Origin of the sequence: Sulfitobacter albidus (assembly GCF_018200035.1) — a bacterium.
GTDB classification, from domain to species: domain Bacteria; phylum Pseudomonadota; class Alphaproteobacteria; order Rhodobacterales; family Rhodobacteraceae; genus Sulfitobacter; species Sulfitobacter albidus.
Map to the genome: position 1 here is coordinate 3,315,025 of NZ_CP073581.1, position 20,636 is coordinate 3,335,660.

Consider the following 20,636-nt stretch of genomic DNA (forward strand, 5'->3'; position numbering starts at 1 on the left):
AAGTGCAGAATATCCCCTAGATCTGCACTTGGGGAAAACGGGGCACGATGTTTTATCGGCGGATCACGGCATTTTTGTTTCTTTGCGCCTGCCTTGCGTCGGGTGCGGTGGCGCAGGACGGGCCGCTCAAACGGCTGGACACCGGGGACGATGCCAAGGCGTGGGAAGCGGTGGGGCGTCTCGATATCAACGGCACGGGCTTTTGCACCGGGGCGTTGATCGCGCCCAAATTGGTGCTGACCGCCGCGCATTGCCTGTTCGATCGCGATACCGGCGACGCGCTGGGCGCGGGCCGGATCGAATTTCTGGCCGGATGGCGCAACGGGCGTGCGGGCGCCTATCGTGATGTGGCCCGCGCGGTGGTGCATCCAGACTATGAATACTCCGAAAAGCTGTCATCGACGCGGGTCCGCAACGATCTGGCGCTGCTGGAGCTAGTGCGCCCGATCAACAACACCACCATCAAACCTTTCCGCACCGCCGCGCGTCCGCGCAGGGGGATCGTGTCGGGGTTGTCAGCTATGCGATGGACCGGGCAGAGGCACCTTCGTTGCAGGATGTCTGCGAAGTTCTGTCGCGTCAGGAGGGGTGCTGGTGACGTCCTGTTCGGTCGATTTCGGATCGAGCGGCGCGCCGATCTTTGTCGTGCAGGACGGCGAGGCGCAGATTGTCTCGGTCGTATCGGCCAAGGCGGAGGTGCGAGGCGAGGCGGTCTCCCTCGGGACGGCGCTGGGCCAACCGCTGGCGGAATTGCAGGCCGAATTGGTGGCCGGGCGCGGTGTCTATCTGAACGGCAATAGCGCCAAGGCGCGCATCCGGGTCGGCGAGAGCCGCGACATCGGGGCAAAATTTGTCAAACCTTAAGGCCATCCTCGCGGTGCTATTGCTCTGCGCGGCGCCTGTCTGGGCGCAGGAGGCGCTTGTGGGGCTGGACCGGGACGAGCGGCTGCGCCCCTGGCGCGCGGTAGGCAAGGTGGAGATCGCCAACCAAGGGTACTGCACCGGCACGCTCATCGCACCCGACACCGTGCTGACGGCGGCGCATTGCACCTATGACGCGGCGGGCGCCCCCTTTGCCGCCGGTATCGTGACCTTTCGTGCCGGTTTGCGTGGATCTGCGGCCGAGGCGGAGCGTCGGGTCACGCAGATCGTTCGGGCCGAAGGGTTCGAGCACACCGGCCCCAAGACGCTGAACCGCATCGCGGCGGATGTGGCGCTTTTGCGGCTGGAACGCCCGATTGCCAGCCACGTCATCGCGCCCTTCGCGATCGAGCCACGGGCGCTGAACGGCGGGGAGGTCAGCGTGGTCTCCTACGGGCAAGGGCGCGATGCGCTGCCGTCGCTGCAGCTGACCTGCGGGGTGTTGGGGCAGATGCGCGACGTGGTGGTGATGGATTGCGACACGACCTTCGGCTCCTCCGGCGCGCCGGTGTTTCGCCGGGATGGGGAGCGGTTTCGCATTGCCTCGATCGTGTCGGGTTCGGCCCGCTTCGATGGCGTGCGCCGCACGACCGGCATGGCACTGCCCGCCACGGTCCGGCGCCTACAGGCGCGCATGATCGCGGAAAAACCGCGCGTTGTACCGACGATCCGGCGGATTGGGGTGGGTGAAAGACCCTCCGGTGGGGCGAAATTTATCAGTAATTGAAGGGGTTTGAGGGGGGTGCACGGATTTCGCGCCCGACCCCTTGAAACCCGCGGCGCAATTCCCAAATGTCTGTCATCCGGGGCGCTGCACAGCAGGCTTCGGAGACAAAACGACCGGGCCTGTCCGTTGGGAAGGTCCAGACATCAATCGCTCAAACATGAGGATGACCCATGCGTAATTTTGATTTTGCTCCGCTCTACCGTTCCACCGTTGGTTTCGACCAGATCGCCAATCTGATGGACCGCGTGCTGACCGCCGAAACCAGCCAGCCGAGCTATCCCCCTATAACATCGAAAAGCTTGAGGATGATGCGTACCGCATCACCATCGCCGTCGCAGGCTTTGCCGAGGCGGATCTGAGCGTCGAAGTGCGCGAGCGCGCGCTGATCGTGTCGGCCCGGAAGGCCGAAGAGGACGAGGGCAAGACCTATCTGCACCGTGGCATCGCGACCCGCGCGTTCGAGCGTCGCTTCCACCTTGCGGACCACGTGATCGTGACCGGCGCGTCGCACGCCGATGGCATGCTGCACATCACGCTGGAGCGTCAGGTGCCCGATGCGCTGAAGCCCCGTCAGATCGCGATCCAGTCGGACCGCAACGCCATCGCCAAGGATGTCGTGGACGCCGAAAAGGTGAACTGAGCCTTTCTGGCAAGCCGAAACAGGGGCCCGGTGCGCAAGCGCCGGGCCTTTTTTCTATGTCTCGATCGTGCCGACCTTTGAGATCAGCCATTCGCTCAATTCGCTGGCGGAAAGGATCGCGCGGGGATGATCCGCGCGGATAACGGCGGCGGGCATACTGTCGTAAAGCGCATCGTCGGGGTTTTGCACGATGCTGCGCCCACCGAGATCGTAGATCACCTGACAGCCGCGCATCCCGTCCTTGAGCATGCCCGACAGGATCACGCCGATGGCGCCGGGCCCGTATTGCGCGGCCGCTGTCATGAACAGCATGTCGATAGAGGGGCGAAAGCCGCTGTCCTCGACCTCATCCGAAAGGCGGATCTTGCCCGCGCGCAGAAACGCGTGCCGCCCGCCGGGAACGATGTGGATCACACCGGCCTCTGGCGTATCGCCATCCTCGACCCGGCGAATATCATGGTGGGAGTTGCGTTGCAAAAGCTCGGTCAGCTTTGACATCGGGACAGAATGCAGAGCGATGATTATCGGCGCGGCAAGCGGGTTCGGCAGCGCAGCCAGCATTTCCTGAACGGGCTGCTGCGCACCGGCGGAGCCGCCGATCACGATGAGGGAGTCTGGGGCGTCCGCGTGTGTCATGGTGGAACTCTAGCGAAGGTGTTTGGCGGAGGGTAGCCCGCGATTGAGGCCGGAGTGGGCAGCGTTGCGCGGGAAAGCTGCTACCCATGCGGGAATTTGCCGGGAAGTTTGGCCTAAAGATTGTGCGCCCGGTCCTGCGGTCACCGGAAACGCGATTGAGGTGTTGTCAGCGCCGTCCTTAGCCGCAATTCTACCCCATGAGCAACAAAGATGCATTTTTCGACGAGATGCGGGCGGCTTCGGGCGCGCGGGCGCCTTATGCGGACTACGATGCGTGGTTTGGTCAGCAGGATGTTGCGCGGTTGGCGCAGAAATCGCGCGAGGCAGAGCAATTCTTTCGCCGCACGGGCATCACTTTCAACGTCTACGGGCAGGCCGATGCGGAAGAGCGATTGATCCCTTTCGATCTGGTGCCGCGCATTCTGTCGAACGCGGAGTGGAGCACGTTGTCGCGCGGGGTCGAACAGAGGGTCCGCGCGATCAACGCCTTTCTGCACGACATCTACAACCGTCAGGAAATCCTGCGCGCGGGTATCGTGCCGACCGAATTGATCGCCCGCAACGACGCGTTCTTGCCGCAGATGATGGATTTCACGCCGCCGGGCGGGGTCTATACGCATATTGTGGGCACAGATATCGTGCGCACGGGGGATGATGAATTCTTTGTGCTGGAGGACAACGCGCGCACGCCCTCGGGCGTCAGCTACATGCTCGAAAATCGCGAGACGATGTTGCAGATGTTTCCGGAGCTTTTCAGCCAGATCAAAGTGCAGCGGGTCAGCGATTATCCCAAGAACCTGCGCGCCTCGCTTGAGGCGTCGGCGCCAACCAACTGTGAGGGGCGCCCGTTTGTGGTGGTGCTGACCCCCGGCATCCACAACTCGGCCTATTTCGAGCACAGCTTCCTCGCCGATCAGATGGGGGTTGAGCTGGTCGAGGGGCATGATCTGCGCGTGGTGGACGGGCATATCGCGGTGCGGACCACGCGGGGATATCGCAGGGTCGATGTGATCTACCGCCGGGTGGATGACGCGTTTCTGGATCCGCTCACGTTCAATCCGCAGTCGATGCTGGGTGTGCCAGGGATCATGGACGTCTACCGTGCGGGCAATATTACCATTGCCAACGCGCCCGGCACCGGCGTCGCGGATGACAAGGCGATCTATAGCTACATGCCGCAGATCGTGGAATTCTATACCGGCGAGCGGGCGATCCTGAAGAACGTGGAAACGCACCGCTGCTCTGACCCCGACAGCCTGAAATACGTGCTCGACAATCTGGCGGAACTGGTGGTCAAGGAAGTACACGGCTCGGGCGGCTACGGGATGCTGGTCGGCCCGGCGGCGAGCAAGGACGAGATCGCGCGCTTCCGCGAGAAGCTCAAGGCGCGGCCCGGCAACTACATCGCGCAGCCGACGCTGAGCCTGTCGACTGTGCCGATCTTTACCGAGCAGGGATTGGCGCCCCGGCATGTCGATCTGCGCCCCTTTGCGCTGGCGTCCCCGCATGAGATCAGCATCGTGCCGGGCGGGCTGACCCGCGTGGCGCTGACCGAAGGCAGTCTGGTGGTGAATTCAAGCCAGGGCGGCGGGACCAAGGATACCTGGGTGTTGGAGCGCTGATATGCTGGGCAAAACCGCAGGTGGTCTTTACTGGATGTTTCGCGGGCTTGAGAGGGCCGAGCATACCGCGCGCCTGATCGACGCGGGCTTTCGCATCGCGCTTACGCGGTCGACCGATCCGGCTTCCGACTGGCGATCGGTCATTGCCACCTCGGCCCAGCAGGCGGCGTTCGAGGCGAAATACGATGCCTATACCAGCCGCACGGTCAGTAATTTCCTGCTGCGGGATCTGGATAACCCCAGTTCGGTCCTCTCGGTCATCAAGGCGGCGCGTGACAACGCGCGCATGGTGCGAACGGCGCTGACCAGTGAGGTCTGGGTCGCGGTGAATGAGACATGGATGGTCCTTACCGAGATGCTCAAGGACAGTCTGACCGAAGCCGAGCTGCCGCTGATCCTCGATACGATCCGCCAGCAATCGGGCCTGGTGCGCGGCGCGCTTTACGGCACGATGCTGCGCAACGATGTCTATAACTTCTGTCGTCTGGGCACGTTTATCGAACGCGCGGACAGTACTGCGCGGCTGATCGACGTGAAGTATCACGCGCTGTTGCCCTCGCATGCCTCGGTCGGCAGCAGGCTGGATAATGTGCAGTGGGAGATGATCCTGCGGTCGGTGTCGGCGCATCGGTCTTTTCGCCACGCGGTCGAGGATGATTTCAATGCAGCCAACATCGCAGAGTTCCTGATCCTTGACGAGCGTTTCCCGCGATCGCTGGCCTTCTGCGCCCAGCGGATCAACGAGAACCTCACGCTGTTGCACAAGGCCTACGGCGACGACAGCGCCTGCCTGACCGCCGCGCAAGCGTTTCAGGCGCGTATCGACGGGAACACGATTTCGGATATCTTTGAGCAGGGGCTGCACGAATATGTCAGCCAGTCGATTATCGACCTTGCCGCGATTGGCATGCAGATCGAGCAGCAATACAGGTTTTGGCGTTAGATGCGTATCTCGATCTCTCACCGCACGACGTATAGCTACGAGACGCCGGTCTCTTACGCGCTGCAACGTATCCGGCTGCGCCCGTCGAATTCTGCGTTGCAGACGGTGGCGGATTGGCGCGTTACCGTCGAAGGAGGGCGGGTCGAGACCGGGTATAGCGATCACCACGGCAATCGGGTCGATCTGTTGAGCGCGGACGCGGGAACACAATCGCTGAGCATTACCGTTGCGGGTGAGGTGGATACCCACGACCGGGCAGGCACGCTGGGCAAGGTTTATGGCCGTGCGCCGCTATGGTACTGGCGCCAGCCAACGGCGCTGACCGAGGCGGGCACGCAGATTACCGCCCTGATCGACGGGCTCGAGCATCAGGCCAATGAGATCGACACGCTACACGCGCTGTCGGCGGCGATCATCGCGCGGGTGCCTTACGTGCTGAACCAGACCGGTGTCGAGACAACGGCAGAGCAGGCGGTGATCCAGCGCAGCGGCGTCTGCCAGGACCACGCCAATATCTTTGTCTCCGGCGCGCGCAAGCTGGGGATGCCCGCACGCTATGTCAGTGGCTATCTGTACATGGACGACCGGGTGGATCAGGAGGCGAGCCACGCCTGGGCCGAGGTGCATGTGGATGATCTTGGCTGGGTTGGCTTTGACGTCTCCAACGGGATCTCGCCCGATCCACGCTACGTGCGTCTGGCCGTGGGGCGGGATGCGCAGGAGGCAGCGCCGATTTCCGGGCTGCGGATGGGATCGGGGGATGAGCAGCTCATTGTATCTTTACAGGTGCAGCAGTAAGCCGGGACCATTCACAATGGATGATTCGCAATGACCTACTGTGTCGGCCTTCGGTTGAACCGGGGCCTTGTTTTCATGTCCGATACGCGCACCAACGCGGGCGTCGACAATTTTGCCTCGACGCGGAAGATGTTCGATTTCAACGTTCCGGGGGAGCGGAATATCACCCTGATGACCGCGGGCAATCTGGCAACGACGCAGGCGCTGATCAGCCTGCTGCGCGAACGCACCCATGCGGCAGATGACCGGGACCCCGATATCCTGACGCAACCGACGATGTTTCAGGTGGCGCGGCTGGTCGGATCGACCCTGCGTGAGGTGATTTCCTACAGCGCGCCCGACGGGCAGCGCAGTGCGGATGCCTTTGGCGCCTCGATCATCGTGGGTGGCCAGATCAAGGGCGGGGAGCCTACGATCTTTATGATCTACCCGGAGGGGAATTTCATCGAAGTGTCGCAGGACACGCCGTTTTTCCAGATTGGCGAGACGAAATACGGCAAGCCGATCCTCGTGCGCGCCTTCGAGCCTGATCTTGAGTTTGGCGATGCGCTCAAGCTGCTGTTGGTCTCGTTCGATTCGACGGTGAAATCGAACCTTTCGGTCGGCCCGCCGTTCGACGTTCAGCTGTATGAGACAGATGATTTCGACGGCGCCGTCACCACGCGGATCGAAGCGGATGATCCGCTTTATCAGACGATTTCGTCGGGCTGGGGCGAGGCGTTGAAAGAGGCGCTGGACAGCCTGCCGTCCTACAAGGTCTAGGGATCCGGCGCCCCGGGTGCGGGGCGCCGGACGGTCGTTCAGACGCTCATGCAGATGTATTTCATCTCAAGGTAGTCCTCGATCCCGTGGTGCGAGCCTTCGCGGCCGAGGCCTGATTGCTTGACCCCGCCGAACGGCGCCACTTCGGTCGAGATGATGCCGGTGTTCACGCCGACGATACCGTATTCCAGCGCTTCGGCCACTTTATAGACGCGGCTGAGGTCGTTGGCGTAGAAATAGGACGCAAGGCCAAAGATCGTGTCATTGGCCATTGCGATCACGTCATCCACATCGTCGAATTTGAACAGCGGGGCCAGCGGGCCGAATGTCTCGTCCGTGGCGACCTGCATGTCCTGCGTCACACCGGTGACGATGGTCGGCGCGAGGAAATTGCCCTCCATATCGCCATTGTCGCCCAGAATGACTGTGGCGCCCTTGGCTTTGGCGTCCGCAATATGCTCGCGGACCTTCTTGCCCGCGTCTTCGTTGATGAGAGGGCCAAGCTCGACGCCCTCCTCAAAACCGTCGCCGATCTTCATCTCCTGCACGCGCGCTTTAAGCTTTTCGGCGAAGGTGTCGTAGACGCCGGCCTGCACGTAGATGCGGTTGGCGCAGACGCAGGTCTGGCCGTTGTTGCGGAATTTGCACAGGATCGCGCCTTCGACGGCGGCGTCGAGATCGGCGTCGTCAAAGACGATGAAGGGGGCGTTGCCGCCCAGCTCCATCGAGCATTTCATGACCTGATCGGCGGCCTGTTTGAGCAGGATGCGCCCCACTTCGGTAGAGCCGGTGAAGGTCAGCTTGCGCACGGCAGGGTTTTCGCAGAATTCCTTGCCCGCCTCGGAGGATGACGACGTGGGCACCACGTTGAACACGCCTGCGGGGATGCCCGCGCGTTCGGCCAGCACGCCCATGACGATCGCGCTCAGCGGTGTTTCGGTAGCGGGGCGCGCGACAAAGGCGCAGCCGGCGGCCAGTGCGGGCGCGGCCTTGCGCGTGATCATCGCGTTGGGAAAGTTCCAGGGTGTGATCGAGGCGGCGACGCCGATGGGCTGCTTGATCACAGTGATGCGTTTGTCGCGCTGGTGCCCGGGGATCGTCTCGCCGTAGACACGTTTTGCCTCTTCGCCGAAGAATTCGATAAAGGAGGCGCCATAGCCGATCTCACCCTTTGCTTCGGCCAGGGGCTTGCCCTGCTCGGCCGTGAGGATCGCGCCAAGGTCGTCCTGGTTGGCCATCATCAAATCGAACCACTTGCGCAGCACGCCTGCGCGCTCTTTGCCCGTCCAGCTGGCCCACTCCTTTTGCGCGGTCTCGGCCTGAGCCACGGCATCGGCGATCTGCGCGCGGCTAAGATTGGCGACTTTCGCGACGACATCGCCGCGGGCGGGGTTGATGACGTCAAAGGTCCCGTCGTCGCCATCGACCCACTGGCCGCCAATATAGGCGCGGGTTTCCAGCAGGCTGGGATCGTTGAGGATGGATTTGAGATCTGTGGTCGACTCGGTCATGGGTCTCTCCGGGGTGTGAATTTGGTTGTGGTCTGCAAACCAACTCTGCGTATGTTTGTCCAGTTCGCTTTTTTGACGGGAGTTCACGATGCAAAACGACGATGCCTTCGCCAACGGGGCTCATATCGACGGTGCGGAGGCCTATCCACCGCGCTGGGCCGCGCAGGCGGCGGCGTTTCGGGACGCGTTGGGCGCGCGGGCGCAGGTGGGGGTGTCTTATGGGCCGTCATCGCGCCAAACCTTTGATATCTTTCAGCCCGAGGGTGTTGCGCGCGGCACGTTGATCTTTGTGCACGGCGGCTATTGGAAGGCCTTTGACCAGAGCAGCTGGTCGCATCTGGCGGCGGGCGCACTGGCCAAGGGATGGGCTGTGGCAATGCCCGGCTATGATCTGTGTCCGAATGTGCGGATTTCCGAGATTACGGCGCAGATCGCGCTGGCGGTGCAGGCAATAGCGCTGCGCAGCATGGGGCCGCTGGCGCTCGCGGGCCATTCGGCGGGCGGGCATCTGGTGTGCCGGATGACCGATCCGCTGGTGCTGGATGCCGAGACGCGCGGGCGCATCACGGCGCTGGCGCCGATCTCTCCGGTGGCGGATCTGGCGCCCCTGATGCAAACCAGCATGAACGAGACCTTGCGGATAGATGCGGCCGAGGCTGCGGCTGAGAGCCCCGTCAACATGCAGCCGCCGCACGGGTTGCAGGTGTCGGTCTGGGTCGGGGCCGACGAGCGCCCGGTGTTTGTGGAGCAGGCGCAGGCATTGGGGCGCGGCTGGGGCGCGCGCTGCCATCTGGTCGAGGAGCGGCATCATTTCGACGTGATTGACGCGCTGGAGGATCCTGAAAGCGATCTGCTCGCCGCGTTGCTGTCGTAGCGCGGGCAAAAATTCGCAGAATTTTTGGGCCCAAAGTTTCTGCGAAACTTTGCGGCGTCCGAGGTAAGGTTGTTCTGACTTTCCTTTGCCCGGAGCTTTTGCAAGGATCAAAGAAATACCGCTTTGGTTATGTTAATTTGATTTACATAGCCTATATTGAACATAAGAAATTAAAGGAGGGGAGGCTCAGATGGCCAATCTAGATACGCAAGTCCGTGAATCGCAGGCGCAGGTCGCCGAGGCGCAGAGCAAGATCGCGGAGCTGACCAGCCGCATCGAGACGGCGCGGGCCAAGCTGAACGCGGGCGAAGCCGCCGAGATGGACATCGAAAATGCCTCGCTCGACGAGGTGCACGCCCATACGGAAGTGATGAACGCCAATATCGCCGAGCTGATCATGGGGCTGGATGACGTCACCTCCGGTTTTTCCAAGGAATTCGACGAGATGCGGTCAAAGACCGGATGGGAGAGCGTCATCGGCATCTTCTCTTCCGCGAAATCCGACAGCATGCGGCAGGAGCGGATCCGTACCGCCTCGATCGACGACAAGCTGCAGGATCTGATCGCCAAATCAGACACGATCGTGCAACTGCTCGAGGGCCAGCTTGCCGTGCTCGAAGAGCAGCGCGAAAGGGTCGAGGTGAACCTGACGGAGACGCTGGATGTGCGCGAGGCGACCGTCGCGGAGCTTGAGACGTTGCGCGATGAGATCGGCGCGATGGATCCCGAGATCATCAAGTTGGAGAACGCCATCGCCTCGGAAACCGACGCGGCCAAACGCACCGCGCTTGAGACGGAGTTGGCGCAGGCCAACAGCCGCTACAACGCCATGGTGCAGGAGGAGCAGGTCAAGCTGGCCAAGTCCCAGACGCTGGAGCGCTACATCGACAAGGGCAAGACCTGGGTCGACAGTCTGCAAAACCAGGCGGCCACGCAGATGGTGTTGATCAACAAGTTGCAGACGGACACCAAGCAGCGCGTGGTGCTCTATGATGCCCTGACCAAATCGCTCAAGACCGCGCAACAACAGGACGTGGCCCACCGCATCAACGAGATCGGCGTGAAAACCGATCAGGAGGCGCAGTCGGCCATGGCGGGCATCGGCGCGGCCACCAACGCGCGCATGGCCGAGATGATGGAGAAACACGAGGATCACATGGTGTTTGCCCGCGAGGTATTGGAGCAAAAGGCCAAGGCCGACGAACGCTTTGCCCGCCGTTTTGCCAAGATCATCGAAAAGCATGACAGCAATGCCTACGGTGGCTAGGCAGGCAACGCCATGACCCCCGACGCTGCGCATTACGATCTCAAGGACACCTTCGCCAGTCGCCGCTATTTCGCCAAGTTCGAGCGCATCTTTCAGCACATGCTGAAAGTTGCGGGCGTGATGGAGGCCGAGGGGCGTCTGGAGCGGGCGGAAACGACGATCCTGACACGCTACGCGGCCATGCTGACGCATAGTTTTCGCGCGCTTGGCTGGAAATATCTGCTGGTCGGGCGCGAGACCGGGCGGTTCTTCGGCTCGCTCACCGTGGATGGCATCGAAAGCGGCTTTCCCGTCTCGTCAGAGCTGATGACGATGGCCAATGACGCGTTGCAGGCCGCGCAGCATCTGCGCGGAATGGATAGCGTGGAGGAGATGAAGGACGCGATGGTGCGCGCCATCCTCAGCGAGCGGAAAGTCCCGACCAAGCTGCAATTCGGGCTGTCGCAACGGCTGTATTACGAAGAGCTGGCGAAGGGCGATCTGTTCTGGGTGCGCAACGATGCGCAGGCCGAATGGATGGGCGAGGACGGCGGCCGCCGCCGGTACCGGCTGCATTGGGCGACCTACGACAGCGAAGTGAACCTTCCCGTCATCTATCTCATGGAGTTGGAGGATTCGGGCCGCGAATTGCTCCCCCGCGACGCGCGCCGCTGGCCCGAGGTGCAGGCGCATCTGAGCGCGCAGGCGCTGGGCGGGCTGAAACTCGTAACCATCGCGCGCGGGTTTGATGAGGATTTCAGCGATCTGCACCCCAAGCGGCTGCGCCGTTTCCACCTTGGCCCGCTCTACAGCCACGCCTTCACGCGGCAAAGCGGACCGTTGCGCGATGTGCTGGCTGAGGCGCGCGCGCCCGCCGGGCAGGATTGGGCCATGGTCTGGACCGAGGAAGAGCTGCTGGCCGAGCGCACGGTCACCGAGCGCGCGGGCTGGTTTTCGACCGTGGAGCGGCAGATCTTTGCGCTCGATCCCTTCGGGGCGGCGCTGCCTGACATGGGGGCGACGCATACCATGCGCAGCATCATCCTGCCGCAGCGCCCCTATCAGGTGCTCGAGGAAAAGAACCCGGCGGGATTTGCCGGGGTACGGAAATTTGTCGTGAGTGATGCGGGCCGGGTTCTGCGGTACTAGGCGCTGCGCCAACGAGGGAGAACGGATATGTCGGATCGGATGGAATTGCGCGAGGAAGACATCGCGGCCCACGTAGCGATGGCGCAATCGCTGATCGAGGGGTTCGATCACGCGCCGCGCATTGGCAAGGCGGCGGATGCGCCCGCGCAGGAACGCTCCAGCGGGATCGGCACGCGGCGGCGGTTCCGCTCGACCACGCCGGGGTTGGTGACGCAGCGGCGCACGCCTTCGGGCGCGGTGCAGCTGATCGCGCGGGTTGAGGGGGCGGATGGCGATGACGCGCTGATGTCGCCGGTGCAGGCGACCGTGCTGCACGCGATCCGCCGCGCCATCGCGATCGCACTCGCCATTGCCGAAAACGTGGCAGAGCAATCGGGGCTGGGCGATCTGAAACGCGCCAACCTCGAAGGGTCGCTGCCCGGCGCGCGCAAGGCTGAATTTCAGGAGCTGCTGGCCGCCGAGGCCTTGGTGACGCTGTATACCTTCGGCAACGCGCTGGCCTATCTTTTGTCGGCGCATCTACCCGAGGTGACGGTGGATGTGGGTGAGGTCGAGGAGGTGCTGACCGACAACGGCCAGACCGCCCTGCACGGCGCGCTGTGGGAGCTGGACCGCGACATCGCCAAACACGCCAGCGATGACGCGCGGCTCACGGCGACCGTTGCCGCCTTTGCCGAAAGCCTCATGGAAAAGGTCGCCCTGCGTGCCAGCACGGCACCGCGGCTTGAGCCGTTCGAGGCCGCCGCCTGGCACGTGGCGGCGGATGATTTCACGGTCGCCGGTTTTTCGCCTGCGTCCAAGGCGAAATCGACCACGCTGACGATGACCTTCAAGAAACCCAACGAGGTCGTCGGCAACCACATTGCCAAATATCAGGCGATGAAGCTCGCCAAGATGCTGATGGCCTATGACTTTGACCGCAGGCTCAATCCGTTTGCCGAATTGGGCGGCTTCATCTTTACCTTCATGGGCGACGGCGCGCCGGGTACGGGCAAGACGACGCTTATTCAGATGATGGCCGGGTTGATCAACGAATATTGTCAGGTCGCGGGTTATCCGTTCCGCTACCAGAACCTGAGCACCGACAACATCGACAGCTATCAGGGCAAGTCGGGCCAGAACGCCAAGGCGTTCATCAACAATGTGATCGACCCCTCGGTGATCGGGTTCGGCACTATCGACGACATCGACCAGCTGGCGGGGAAACGCGGCGACCGTCAGTCAAGCGCGGGCCAGCTGGAGATCACGGCGGTGCTGATGGAAAGCTTTGCGGGCGCCAACACGGTCGTGCGCGGGAATTGCACGTTCGGCATGTTCTCGAACTACCCCGAAAACGTCGACGACGCCCTGCGCCAGCGGGCGGGCGCGCGGTTTCTGGTGGACGGGCCGCAAACGCGGGAGGATTACGTCGATATCCTGTACCTGCTGATGGGCAAGAACCACGATATTCCGCTGGGCGAGCATACGGTGTTCGAGGCGCAGGAGATCAAGCGCGCGGTGGCCGCGTCCTTTGAGAGCCATGGCAAACCGCACGAGACGGGGCTGCTGGCGGTCTACGACGACGTGCGCGCCCGCGTGGGCGAGCTGGACACGATCAACAAGATCGGCACCTACCTGAAGGGGATCCAGGAGGCCGACCCGCGCTTCACCGGTCGCGCGATCAAGAACATCACCGACGCGGTGAAGGTCCGCGCGATGGATTTCGAGCTGCCCGATGAGTGGATGTTCGAGCCGGACCTGTTCCTGTTCAAACCCTACGTCGAAAAGAAAGCGATGATCGAGGACATGCGCCAGCCGATCACGGTGGAGATGGTCATCCAGGAGGTGAACCGCTACGCCGATTCGGAATTCCGCTATGCCGACAAGTCGGACGAGGTGGCAATCGAGAATGCCGTGCGCGAGATGGGTCGCATGGAAGAGGCGAAGAAGCGGTATTTGGGGTCGCGGGATGCGTAGGTTTTGGTGGATCCTTCCGGTGGCGGCGCTGTCGGCCTGTGCCGTAGAGACGCCTGCGTCTTTCACTCAGGTGAATGGGTTTGGTGTGAAGGTGCAGCAGATCGACGGCGATCCGCCGACGTACCGTGCGCAAGGCGCGTCGAACCGGGATCGCGCGCGGCTCGACGCGGCGTATTACGCGCGCAATGTGATCGGCATTCGCAATGTGGCGGGCTGCCCCATCAAGCCGGAGTTGATCCGTCACGATGCGGATGGGCCCACGACAATCGCCACGACGGTGTGCCCATGATGACCGGCCAACGTATGTGCCGGTCGCAAGGCCGCGAGGGGGAATCATGCAGCGATTGATCCGTGCGGGCCTGATGTTCGGCAACCTCTTTCATGTCGCCTCTCCGGCGCTGGTGGAGCGGTATAACCGCGCGCTGAAACACCTGACGGGGCAGACGACCAAGCTCACTGATTTCTACGTCGATATCTCCGGCTATTCGCCCGAGGTGGGCGAAGAGTTGGGGGACGATGCCTATCTCAACCATGCGGGCGTGAACCGGCAGTTTATCCTGCTGAGCGTGGAGCAGCGCACGGCGCCGTTGCTCAACACCAAATTCTCGACCTCAAAGGGGATCCTGCAACGGTTCATCGCGGAGAACGAGGCGGCGTTGTTCGCGCTTACCGCGAAGGATGCGGTCGCAGGGGAGCTGGTCAACAGTGTTTATGACGTCTCGACCCCCGCGCGCCTGTTCGACATTCGCACCGTGCGGGTGGAGGCCGACACGACCGGCGGCACCGTGCGCGATGCCGAGCGGTTGGGCGAGATGGTCAGCCGGTTTCGCGATACGCCCGAGGGATGGTACGATGACGTGCTGATTGCGGAAATGATCGAGCTTGCGGGCAAGACGGGCGATGTGGTGCGCAACCCCGTGCGGCTTAAGCAGATGTCGTTTGAGCAGCGCAATTTCTGGACGGCGCATTTCGGCGGCCTCTACGTATTTCAGGACGTGGAGCATCCGGCGGTGATCGCCCCCGGTGGCGCGCCGGATGGATTGCCGGTGGACTATGCCTTTGACGCCACGCAGCCCAACCAGATCGCGCATTTCCTGCGACTCAACGGGTTGGTCGAAACGATTGTGGAGGCGCGGGGGATTAACTCCGCCGCGATCCTGCGCCAGCGAATGGATTTCATCCTCATCGACGCGGTGGCGGATGAGGGCGTGGATCTGGGCGGCCTGACCCGCGCCGATCTGCGGCGCCTGGCGCGGCGCCACGCGGACAAGCTGCCGCCGGAGTTTCACAGCCTCGGGCAGCTGGTGAACTGGGCCGAGAACGGTGGGCGCTTCCCACGGATCGACAGCGATGATCCGGTCTATTTCTACACCCTGCGCGCCGCCGATACGCCCGACGCAGAGCTGGTGAACATGCTGCTGGCCGAACTGGCGCCCAAGGATATCCGCCAGCTGTATATCTGCCACAAGGATCTGTTTTATCGCACCTACGCGCGCTGGCCTGACGCCAAAAAGGGCTATGTCGTGGATTTCCTGACGCGGGAGTATCAGGTGGACAAGGCGGGCGTGCGCGACGCACTCTTTGGCCATGAGGCGTCGATGGCGCCACCCGCCCCGCCGCCGCTGCCCAAGACCGGTCTGCCGCGGCAGAAAAAGAAACCACCCCCCGTGCCCGACCGCATAGCGGACGTCGGCCCCTGGGGCGCCGTGAGGAGAAGATAGGATGTTCGCACTCGCCCGTCTGATGGTCATCGGATTCATCGTGCTGACGATCGTTTACGTCTGCCTGTCGCTCTATTCGCGTTCGGTGCGCAAGGGCAAGCTGCGCGCGGAATGGTACGAGGGCCCGCAGGACGTCCCGCTGGAGCAGTTTCTTGAGGAAGGGCTGGAGGAATACGACAGCTCGCTGCGGCGGCGATTGATCCTGTCGGTCTATGTGATACCTGTCATTCTGGTCTCGTTGATCATCTACCTGACGAATTTCGCCTGAGGAGCGCGCAATGCTTGGACTGCTACGCTGGACGTTCTGGATCACCATCTGGGTGATCGTGGCCGCGTTCTTTCACTACACGCTGCCGCAGGTCGATATCGTGCGGATCACCGATACCTATGAGAAGCGGCAGGATTTTGGGGAGAATTCGATCTTCTGGGCGCAGGCGGATGTCGGAACGGACGGGACGCTGGCGAACCGTGATGTGTTCTTTATCCAGACGCGGCGCGCGGGTGGGGATGTGATGGTCTACCGCAACGAGGATACCGGCTGGGGCTGGCCGCCCTATTTCAAATTCGATACGTCCAACCTGCAGGCGGAGGCGAGCGATCTGCGGTCTCTGGAGGCGGACGCGCGCTATGTCGCGCTCAAACATTATGGCTGGCGCAACGAATTCCTGACGATCTTTCCCAACGCGATTTCGGTGCGTCCGGTGGCGGGGCCGGATGCGGCAAAGGGAATCCCCTGGACCAACATCATCATCCTGACGCTGTTTTTTGCGATTGTCTGGGCGATCTGGGTGCGTTGGCGCCGGTTCCGGCGGGCGCGGATCGATCCGACGCTTGAGGCGATCGAGGATGATCTGGCCGAGACGTCAAACGGGATCAGTGCCTGGTTTGCAAGCTGGCGCAAGAAAGCCTGAGGGCGCAGCCCTTGCCACAGGTGCCGGAATTTTCGAAAATTCCGGGCCGAAAAATTCGAATTTTTCGATCCCCTGCGCGGGCGTTGGCGCCTCATATTGGCACGCGCCCCATGGCGGCGTGCGTTGTAACTGCGCGCGGCGCGTCCTAGGTTAGCCGCACCGCGCCTTGCAGAAAGCCCGCCCATGGAACGCAGCCTGTTCGCCTTCATCTGGAAATACTCCAAACGCGAGCAGATCGGCCTGTTGGCCTTTACGATCTTTACGTTTCCCTTCCTCTACGCGACGCTTGAGCTGCCCAAGCGGATCATCAACGACGCTATCGGCGCCGAAAGTGCGACGGTTGACGTTTTTGGCAATGAAATCGGGCAGATCCAGTTTCTGATCGCCCTGTGTCTGGCGTATCTGGCGGCCGTGGTGGTGCACGGGCTGCTGAAGATGCGGCTCAACACCATGAAAGGCGTGCTGTCCGAGCGGATGCTGCGGCGGTTCCGCTTCACGCTGATCTCAAGGATGATGCGCTTTCCCAAGCGGTATTACCAAAGCACAAGCCAGGGTGAATTGGTGAGCATGATCACCTCCGAGGCGGAGCCGATGGGCGGCCTGATGGGGGATTTCATTGCACAGCCCGCGTTTCAGGCCGGGCAGATGCTGATCATCGTCGTGTTCCTGTTTCTGCAATCGTTCTGGTTCGGGCTTGCGGGCGTCGCGCTGATCCCTTTGCAGGCCTATGTGATCCCGATGTTGCAGCGGCAGATCAACCTGCTCAACAAGGACCGTATCGCGCAGGTGCGCCTGTTGTCGGCCGAGATTGGCGAGACCGCGGCGGGCATCACCGATCTGCGCACCAACGGGGGGTGGCGCTTCCGACTGGCGGGCTTCACCGACCGGCTGGGTGAGCTTTTCCGGATCCGCTTCCGGATCTTTCAGAAAAAGTTCTTCATGAAGTTCCTCAACAACTTCATCACCCAACTGACGCCGTTCTTTTTCTACCTGGTGGGCGGTATCCTTGTCATTCGAGGCGAGATTACAGTGGGCGCGCTGGTAGCGGCGCTGGCCGCCTACAAGGATCTGAGCAGCCCGTGGAAAGAGCTGCTGGCCTATTACAACCAGACGCAGGATATGGCGCTGCGCTGGGACATCGTGACCGAACGCTTTGCGCCGCGCGACATGATCGACGAGGCGCTGTTTGAAGGCGCGCCGGACGAGATCCCGCACCTCAGGGGCGAGATCGAGATCAGCAATGTGCTGGTGCGCAGTGGCGACGGTACGCCGGTGCTGGAGGAGTTGAATCTGACCATCCCGAAGGGCGCGCAGATCGCGATCAAGGCACAGACGCAAACCGAACGGCGTGCGCTGGCAGAGCTGTTGACGCGCGAGGTTCTGCCGACACGCGGGAAGGTGGTGATCGGGGGGCATGATCTGGCGACGTTGCACCAGTCGGTCATTGCCGCGCGTGTGGGATACGTTCAGGCGCAGCCGTATCTGTTCAACGGGACCATCGGGGATAACCTGCTGATGTCGCTGCGCACTTCGCCCAAGACGGTGCTGTGGGACCCCAAGCGGCGCGACCGCAAAGGGATCGAGGCAAAGCGCGCGGGCAACAGTCTTGACAGCCTTGAGGCGGATTGGCTCGACCCCGGACTTGCCGGGCTGGAGACACAGCAGGACGTCAATGCCTGGTGGTTCGAGCTGAGCCGCGTGCTGAACACTGATGATGCGATCCTGCGCGGAATGTTGCGCTCGCGCATGGATGTGGACAAGCACAGCGATCTGGCCGCGCGGCTTGTCCCGCTGCGCGAAGAGATCCACGAGGAGTTGAAAAAGCGCAACCTTGACGGCGCGGTGCACCGGTTTGATGCCGACAGCTTCAACCCGGCGATCCCGCTGGGGGGCAATCTGATGTTCGCCGCGCCAAAGCGCGACATCAGCCAAAAGGGTCTGGCCGCCGAAAAGGTCCTGCTGGGCATGATCGCCGAGCAGGGGCTGGCGGAACAGGCTATCGCGATCTCGCAAACGCTGGTCGAGACGCTGCACCAGACCTTTGGCCGCGACGGGACGGACCATCCGCTGTTCACCGCGTTGGGAATCGAAGAAGAGCTCTATGAGCAGTTGGTGGACATCGCGGCCCGGCGCCGCGAAAGCGGCGATGGTGCGCTGAGTGAGGATGAATTTGCGCTGCTGCTGACGGTGCCCTTTGCCTTCACCGCCGAGCAGATCGGCCCGGCCTTTCCCGAAGCCTTCAAGAAAGAGATCCTGAGCATCCGCAAGACCCAGGGCGCCGCCCTGCGCGAACGCGCGTCGGACATGTTTGTCCCGATTGCGCCGGAGAATTACCTGCCGCGACTGACGCTTCTCGATAACCTTCTGTACGGGCGGATTTCAGCGATGGCGGGTCTGCAAAGCGATCTGGTCATGGATGTGGTTGTCGATGTGCTGAGCCGTAACAATCTGCGTCAGCAGGTGGCGACCAACGTATTCGACGTGCCTACGACCATCGGCGGCACCAACCTGCCGCAATCCATTCACGAACGCGCGGCCTTTACCCGGGCAGGCATCAAACGCCCCGACCTGCTGGTGTTCGAGCAGTCGCTGATCGGCAAGGACAAGGCGGCGACGCGTGCGCGGTTGCGTGATCTGATGCCCGAGACCACGCAAATCTTTATTTCCGACCGGTTCGATCTGCCCGAAAGCTACGATATGTTCGTTGAGATCAACCACGGCCGTATCGACGGGGTGGAGGCACCACGCCCCGCCGCGCAGAGCGAGGACGTCTCGGACGATCTGCGCCGCAAGCTGGCGATCATCCAGCGCAATGATCTGTTCGGCGATCTGCAACCGCGCGCACAGCGCCTTCTGGCCTTTGCCGCGCAGTGGTACGAGGCGCCTGCCGATACGCGGATCTTTAGCGTCGGAGAGCCGCCGGATGCCGCCTACCTGTGTCTTGAGGGGATAGCCGAGATCACCTTTACCGACGACGACGGCGCGGAGCAGCACATCTCGACCGTGGAGCCGGGCCGCGTGATCGGGGATCTGGCGGTGATCATCAATGAGCCGCGCACGGTCAGCCTGACGACGCGCAGTGACACGCGCTTCCTGCGTTTGGGTGCCGAAGAGCTGCGCTCTGTCATCGAAAATGACACGGCGGTGATGATGAGCCTGCTCAGAACGGTGTCGGGGCATCTCAACAACGTGGGTGAGGTGATCCGCAACGCGGGGATCGAGCTGCCGCGGGAGTTGGGGCCAAGCCGGCCGGTCGAAGAGGAAACGCGCTGATGTGGTTGCTGCGCCCGGATTACGACGCCCATATCCTGCACATCAAACCGGCCGAGACGCGGCCGGAGTTGTGGCGCACGGTCGTCGCACTGGTGGCGATGACAGTGATGTATATCCTGTTGTCGCTGTTCTATCAGCAGGCGATTTTCAATCTCTTTGCCGGTGCATCCGCCCTGACCGACACTATCGAGGATGGAACATCGCCGCTGGCGGTCTTCGTGATCCTGTTCAACTTTGCGCTGATCAGCCTGAGTGTGGCACTGGTGGTCAAGATGATGCACGCGCGCGGCACCTCGACGCTGTTCGGACCCGCGCAATTGGCGCTGTCGCAGTTCATGCGGGTGACGGGGGCGCTTTTGGTATTCATGGCGGCAGTAGCGGTGCTGCCGCCCTGGGGGATGGGCGGGATACTGGTGCCCAATCTGGGCGTCGTGCTGTGGCTGGTGCTGCTGCCGCTGGGGCTCGTCGCGGTATTCGTGCAGATCAGCGCCGAAGAGCTTTTGTTTCGCGGTTATCTGCAACAGCAGATGGCGGTGCGTTTCCGTTCGCCGCTGATCTGGATGGGGGTGCCCTCGTTCCTGTTTGCCATCGGGCATTATCAGCCCGGAGCGGCGGGCGAGAATGCAGTGCTTTTGGTTGTCTGGGCCGGGATCTTTGGCCTGTTGATGGCGGATCTGACGGCCCGGTCTGGCAGTCTGGGCCCCGCGCTGGCGATCCATTTCATCAACAACGTCTTTGCCCTGCTGGTCACATCGCTGCCCGACACCCTTGGCGGTCTCGCGCTCTACCATACGCCGTTCGGTCTGGACGATGCGGAGGCTCTGCGCGCGTGGCTGCCGGTCGATTTCGTGTCGATCCTGTGCATGTGGCTGGTGGCACGGCTCGCGTTGCGGCGTTGATTGCAATTCCGCGCCCACCCGCTTAGATGAGCGTGAACTCAACGTCA

The 20,636-nt window shown here is 62.4% G+C and carries 17 protein-coding genes and 2 pseudogenes; 17 read left to right on the plus strand and 2 right to left on the minus strand.

All coding sequences use genetic code 11. From position 1 onward, the window contains the following. The first annotated feature begins 47 nt into the window (after nucleotides 1–47). From KDD17_RS16200 to KDD17_RS16210, 3 genes and pseudogenes are all read left to right on the plus strand, one after another. Nucleotides 48–864: pseudogene (locus KDD17_RS16200) on the plus strand (trypsin-like serine peptidase). Beyond that, the gene (locus KDD17_RS16205; RefSeq protein ID WP_212704601.1) at nucleotides 851–1,648 is read left to right on the plus strand and encodes a trypsin-like serine peptidase; all 798 of its coding nucleotides are present in this window, start codon (nucleotides 851–853) and stop codon (nucleotides 1,646–1,648) included. Before KDD17_RS16200 ends, KDD17_RS16205 begins: the two are co-directional and overlap by 14 nt. A 170-nt stretch (nucleotides 1,649–1,818) precedes the next feature. Continuing rightward, nucleotides 1,819–2,288 (plus strand): annotated as a pseudogene (locus KDD17_RS16210) (Hsp20 family protein). A gap of 54 nt (nucleotides 2,289–2,342) precedes the next feature. Here KDD17_RS16210 and KDD17_RS16215 read toward each other — a convergent pair. Next, nucleotides 2,343–2,924, minus strand: a complete 582-nt coding sequence (locus KDD17_RS16215) for a chemotaxis protein CheB (protein ID WP_212704602.1) — start codon at nucleotides 2,922–2,924, stop codon at nucleotides 2,343–2,345. Nucleotides 2,925–3,121: 197 nt separating this feature from the next. Between KDD17_RS16215 and KDD17_RS16220 the strand changes: the two genes are divergently transcribed. The 4 genes from KDD17_RS16220 to KDD17_RS16235 are packed head-to-tail and all read left to right on the plus strand — an operon-like array spanning nucleotide 3,122 to nucleotide 7,049. Further along, entirely contained in the window at nucleotides 3,122–4,546 is a 1,425-nt protein-coding gene (locus tag KDD17_RS16220; protein ID WP_212704603.1) for a circularly permuted type 2 ATP-grasp protein, read from the plus strand. A 1-nt stretch (nucleotide 4,547) separates the two neighbouring features. Beyond that, on the plus strand, nucleotides 4,548–5,489 hold the full coding sequence (locus tag KDD17_RS16225; RefSeq protein WP_212704604.1) for an alpha-E domain-containing protein: 942 nt from the start codon (nucleotides 4,548–4,550) through the stop codon (nucleotides 5,487–5,489). After that, nucleotides 5,490–6,287: a transglutaminase family protein gene (locus tag KDD17_RS16230; RefSeq protein ID WP_212704605.1), complete on the plus strand. Its 798-nt coding sequence runs from the start codon at nucleotides 5,490–5,492 to the stop codon at nucleotides 6,285–6,287. Nucleotides 6,288–6,317: 30 nt separating this feature from the next. Next, nucleotides 6,318–7,049, plus strand: a complete 732-nt coding sequence (locus KDD17_RS16235) for a proteasome-type protease (RefSeq protein ID WP_212704606.1) — start codon at nucleotides 6,318–6,320, stop codon at nucleotides 7,047–7,049. Nucleotides 7,050–7,087: 38 nt separating this feature from the next. On the opposite strand, the gene KDD17_RS16240 is transcribed toward KDD17_RS16235, so the two are convergent. Further along, entirely contained in the window at nucleotides 7,088–8,560 is a 1,473-nt protein-coding gene (locus tag KDD17_RS16240; protein WP_212704607.1) for an NAD-dependent succinate-semialdehyde dehydrogenase, read from the minus strand. Between the two features lie 88 nt (nucleotides 8,561–8,648). On the opposite strand from KDD17_RS16240, the gene KDD17_RS16245 reads away from it, so the two are divergent. The 10 genes from KDD17_RS16245 (at nucleotide 8,649) to KDD17_RS16290 (ending at nucleotide 20,589) form a co-directional block, all read left to right on the plus strand. Beyond that, entirely contained in the window at nucleotides 8,649–9,434 is a 786-nt protein-coding gene (locus KDD17_RS16245; protein WP_212704608.1) for an alpha/beta hydrolase, read from the plus strand. 190 nt (nucleotides 9,435–9,624) lie between these two features. Beyond that, nucleotides 9,625–10,701, plus strand: coding sequence for a coiled-coil domain-containing protein (locus KDD17_RS16250; RefSeq protein WP_212704609.1), 1,077 nt, complete (start codon nucleotides 9,625–9,627; stop codon nucleotides 10,699–10,701). A gap of 12 nt (nucleotides 10,702–10,713) precedes the next feature. Then, nucleotides 10,714–11,829, plus strand: coding sequence for a hypothetical protein (locus KDD17_RS16255; protein WP_212704610.1), 1,116 nt, complete (start codon nucleotides 10,714–10,716; stop codon nucleotides 11,827–11,829). 27 nt (nucleotides 11,830–11,856) lie between these two features. Beyond that, a complete protein-coding gene (locus KDD17_RS16260) occupies nucleotides 11,857–13,785 on the plus strand; it encodes an AAA family ATPase (protein ID WP_212704611.1) in 1,929 nt (642 codons plus the stop codon). Next, entirely contained in the window at nucleotides 13,778–14,074 is a 297-nt protein-coding gene (locus KDD17_RS16265) for a hypothetical protein (protein ID WP_212704612.1), read from the plus strand. Before KDD17_RS16260 ends, KDD17_RS16265 begins: the two co-directional genes overlap by 8 nt. 46 nt (nucleotides 14,075–14,120) lie before the next feature. Further along, nucleotides 14,121–15,506, plus strand: a complete 1,386-nt coding sequence (locus tag KDD17_RS16270; protein ID WP_212704613.1) for a DUF6638 family protein — start codon at nucleotides 14,121–14,123, stop codon at nucleotides 15,504–15,506. A 1-nt stretch (nucleotide 15,507) separates the two neighbouring features. Then, nucleotides 15,508–15,774 carry a hypothetical protein gene (locus tag KDD17_RS16275; protein WP_212704614.1) on the plus strand — a complete coding sequence of 89 codons (267 nt, stop codon included), beginning with the start codon at nucleotides 15,508–15,510 and terminating at the stop codon, nucleotides 15,772–15,774. Nucleotides 15,775–15,784: 10 nt separating this feature from the next. Continuing rightward, nucleotides 15,785–16,417 carry a DUF1523 family protein gene (locus tag KDD17_RS16280; RefSeq protein WP_212704615.1) on the plus strand — a complete coding sequence of 211 codons (633 nt, stop codon included), beginning with the start codon at nucleotides 15,785–15,787 and terminating at the stop codon, nucleotides 16,415–16,417. Between the two features lie 183 nt (nucleotides 16,418–16,600). Next, complete coding sequence (locus KDD17_RS16285) at nucleotides 16,601–19,690, plus strand: ABC transporter transmembrane domain-containing protein (RefSeq protein ID WP_212704616.1); 3,090 nt, start codon at nucleotides 16,601–16,603, stop codon at nucleotides 19,688–19,690. Continuing rightward, nucleotides 19,690–20,589, plus strand: coding sequence for a CPBP family intramembrane glutamic endopeptidase (locus KDD17_RS16290; RefSeq protein WP_212704617.1), 900 nt, complete (start codon nucleotides 19,690–19,692; stop codon nucleotides 20,587–20,589). Before KDD17_RS16285 ends, KDD17_RS16290 begins: the two co-directional genes overlap by 1 nt. Nucleotides 20,590–20,636: the final 47 nt, after the last annotated feature.

Coding starts and splice junctions, on each gene's coding strand:
- KDD17_RS16215 (WP_212704602.1), bottom strand. CDS start 2,924: ATGACACACGCGGACGCCCCAGACTCCCTCATCGTGATCGGCGGCTCC.
- KDD17_RS16220 (WP_212704603.1), top strand. CDS start 3,122: ATGAGCAACAAAGATGCATTTTTCGACGAGATGCGGGCGGCTTCGGGC.
- KDD17_RS16225 (WP_212704604.1), top strand. CDS start 4,548: ATGCTGGGCAAAACCGCAGGTGGTCTTTACTGGATGTTTCGCGGGCTT.
- KDD17_RS16230 (WP_212704605.1), top strand. CDS start 5,490: ATGCGTATCTCGATCTCTCACCGCACGACGTATAGCTACGAGACGCCG.
- KDD17_RS16235 (WP_212704606.1), top strand. CDS start 6,318: ATGACCTACTGTGTCGGCCTTCGGTTGAACCGGGGCCTTGTTTTCATG.
- KDD17_RS16240 (WP_212704607.1), bottom strand. CDS start 8,560: ATGACCGAGTCGACCACAGATCTCAAATCCATCCTCAACGATCCCAGC.
- KDD17_RS16245 (WP_212704608.1), top strand. CDS start 8,649: ATGCAAAACGACGATGCCTTCGCCAACGGGGCTCATATCGACGGTGCG.
- KDD17_RS16250 (WP_212704609.1), top strand. CDS start 9,625: ATGGCCAATCTAGATACGCAAGTCCGTGAATCGCAGGCGCAGGTCGCC.
- KDD17_RS16255 (WP_212704610.1), top strand. CDS start 10,714: ATGACCCCCGACGCTGCGCATTACGATCTCAAGGACACCTTCGCCAGT.
- KDD17_RS16260 (WP_212704611.1), top strand. CDS start 11,857: ATGTCGGATCGGATGGAATTGCGCGAGGAAGACATCGCGGCCCACGTA.
- KDD17_RS16265 (WP_212704612.1), top strand. CDS start 13,778: ATGCGTAGGTTTTGGTGGATCCTTCCGGTGGCGGCGCTGTCGGCCTGT.
- KDD17_RS16270 (WP_212704613.1), top strand. CDS start 14,121: ATGCAGCGATTGATCCGTGCGGGCCTGATGTTCGGCAACCTCTTTCAT.
- KDD17_RS16275 (WP_212704614.1), top strand. CDS start 15,508: ATGTTCGCACTCGCCCGTCTGATGGTCATCGGATTCATCGTGCTGACG.
- KDD17_RS16280 (WP_212704615.1), top strand. CDS start 15,785: ATGCTTGGACTGCTACGCTGGACGTTCTGGATCACCATCTGGGTGATC.
- KDD17_RS16285 (WP_212704616.1), top strand. CDS start 16,601: ATGGAACGCAGCCTGTTCGCCTTCATCTGGAAATACTCCAAACGCGAG.
- KDD17_RS16290 (WP_212704617.1), top strand. CDS start 19,690: ATGTGGTTGCTGCGCCCGGATTACGACGCCCATATCCTGCACATCAAA.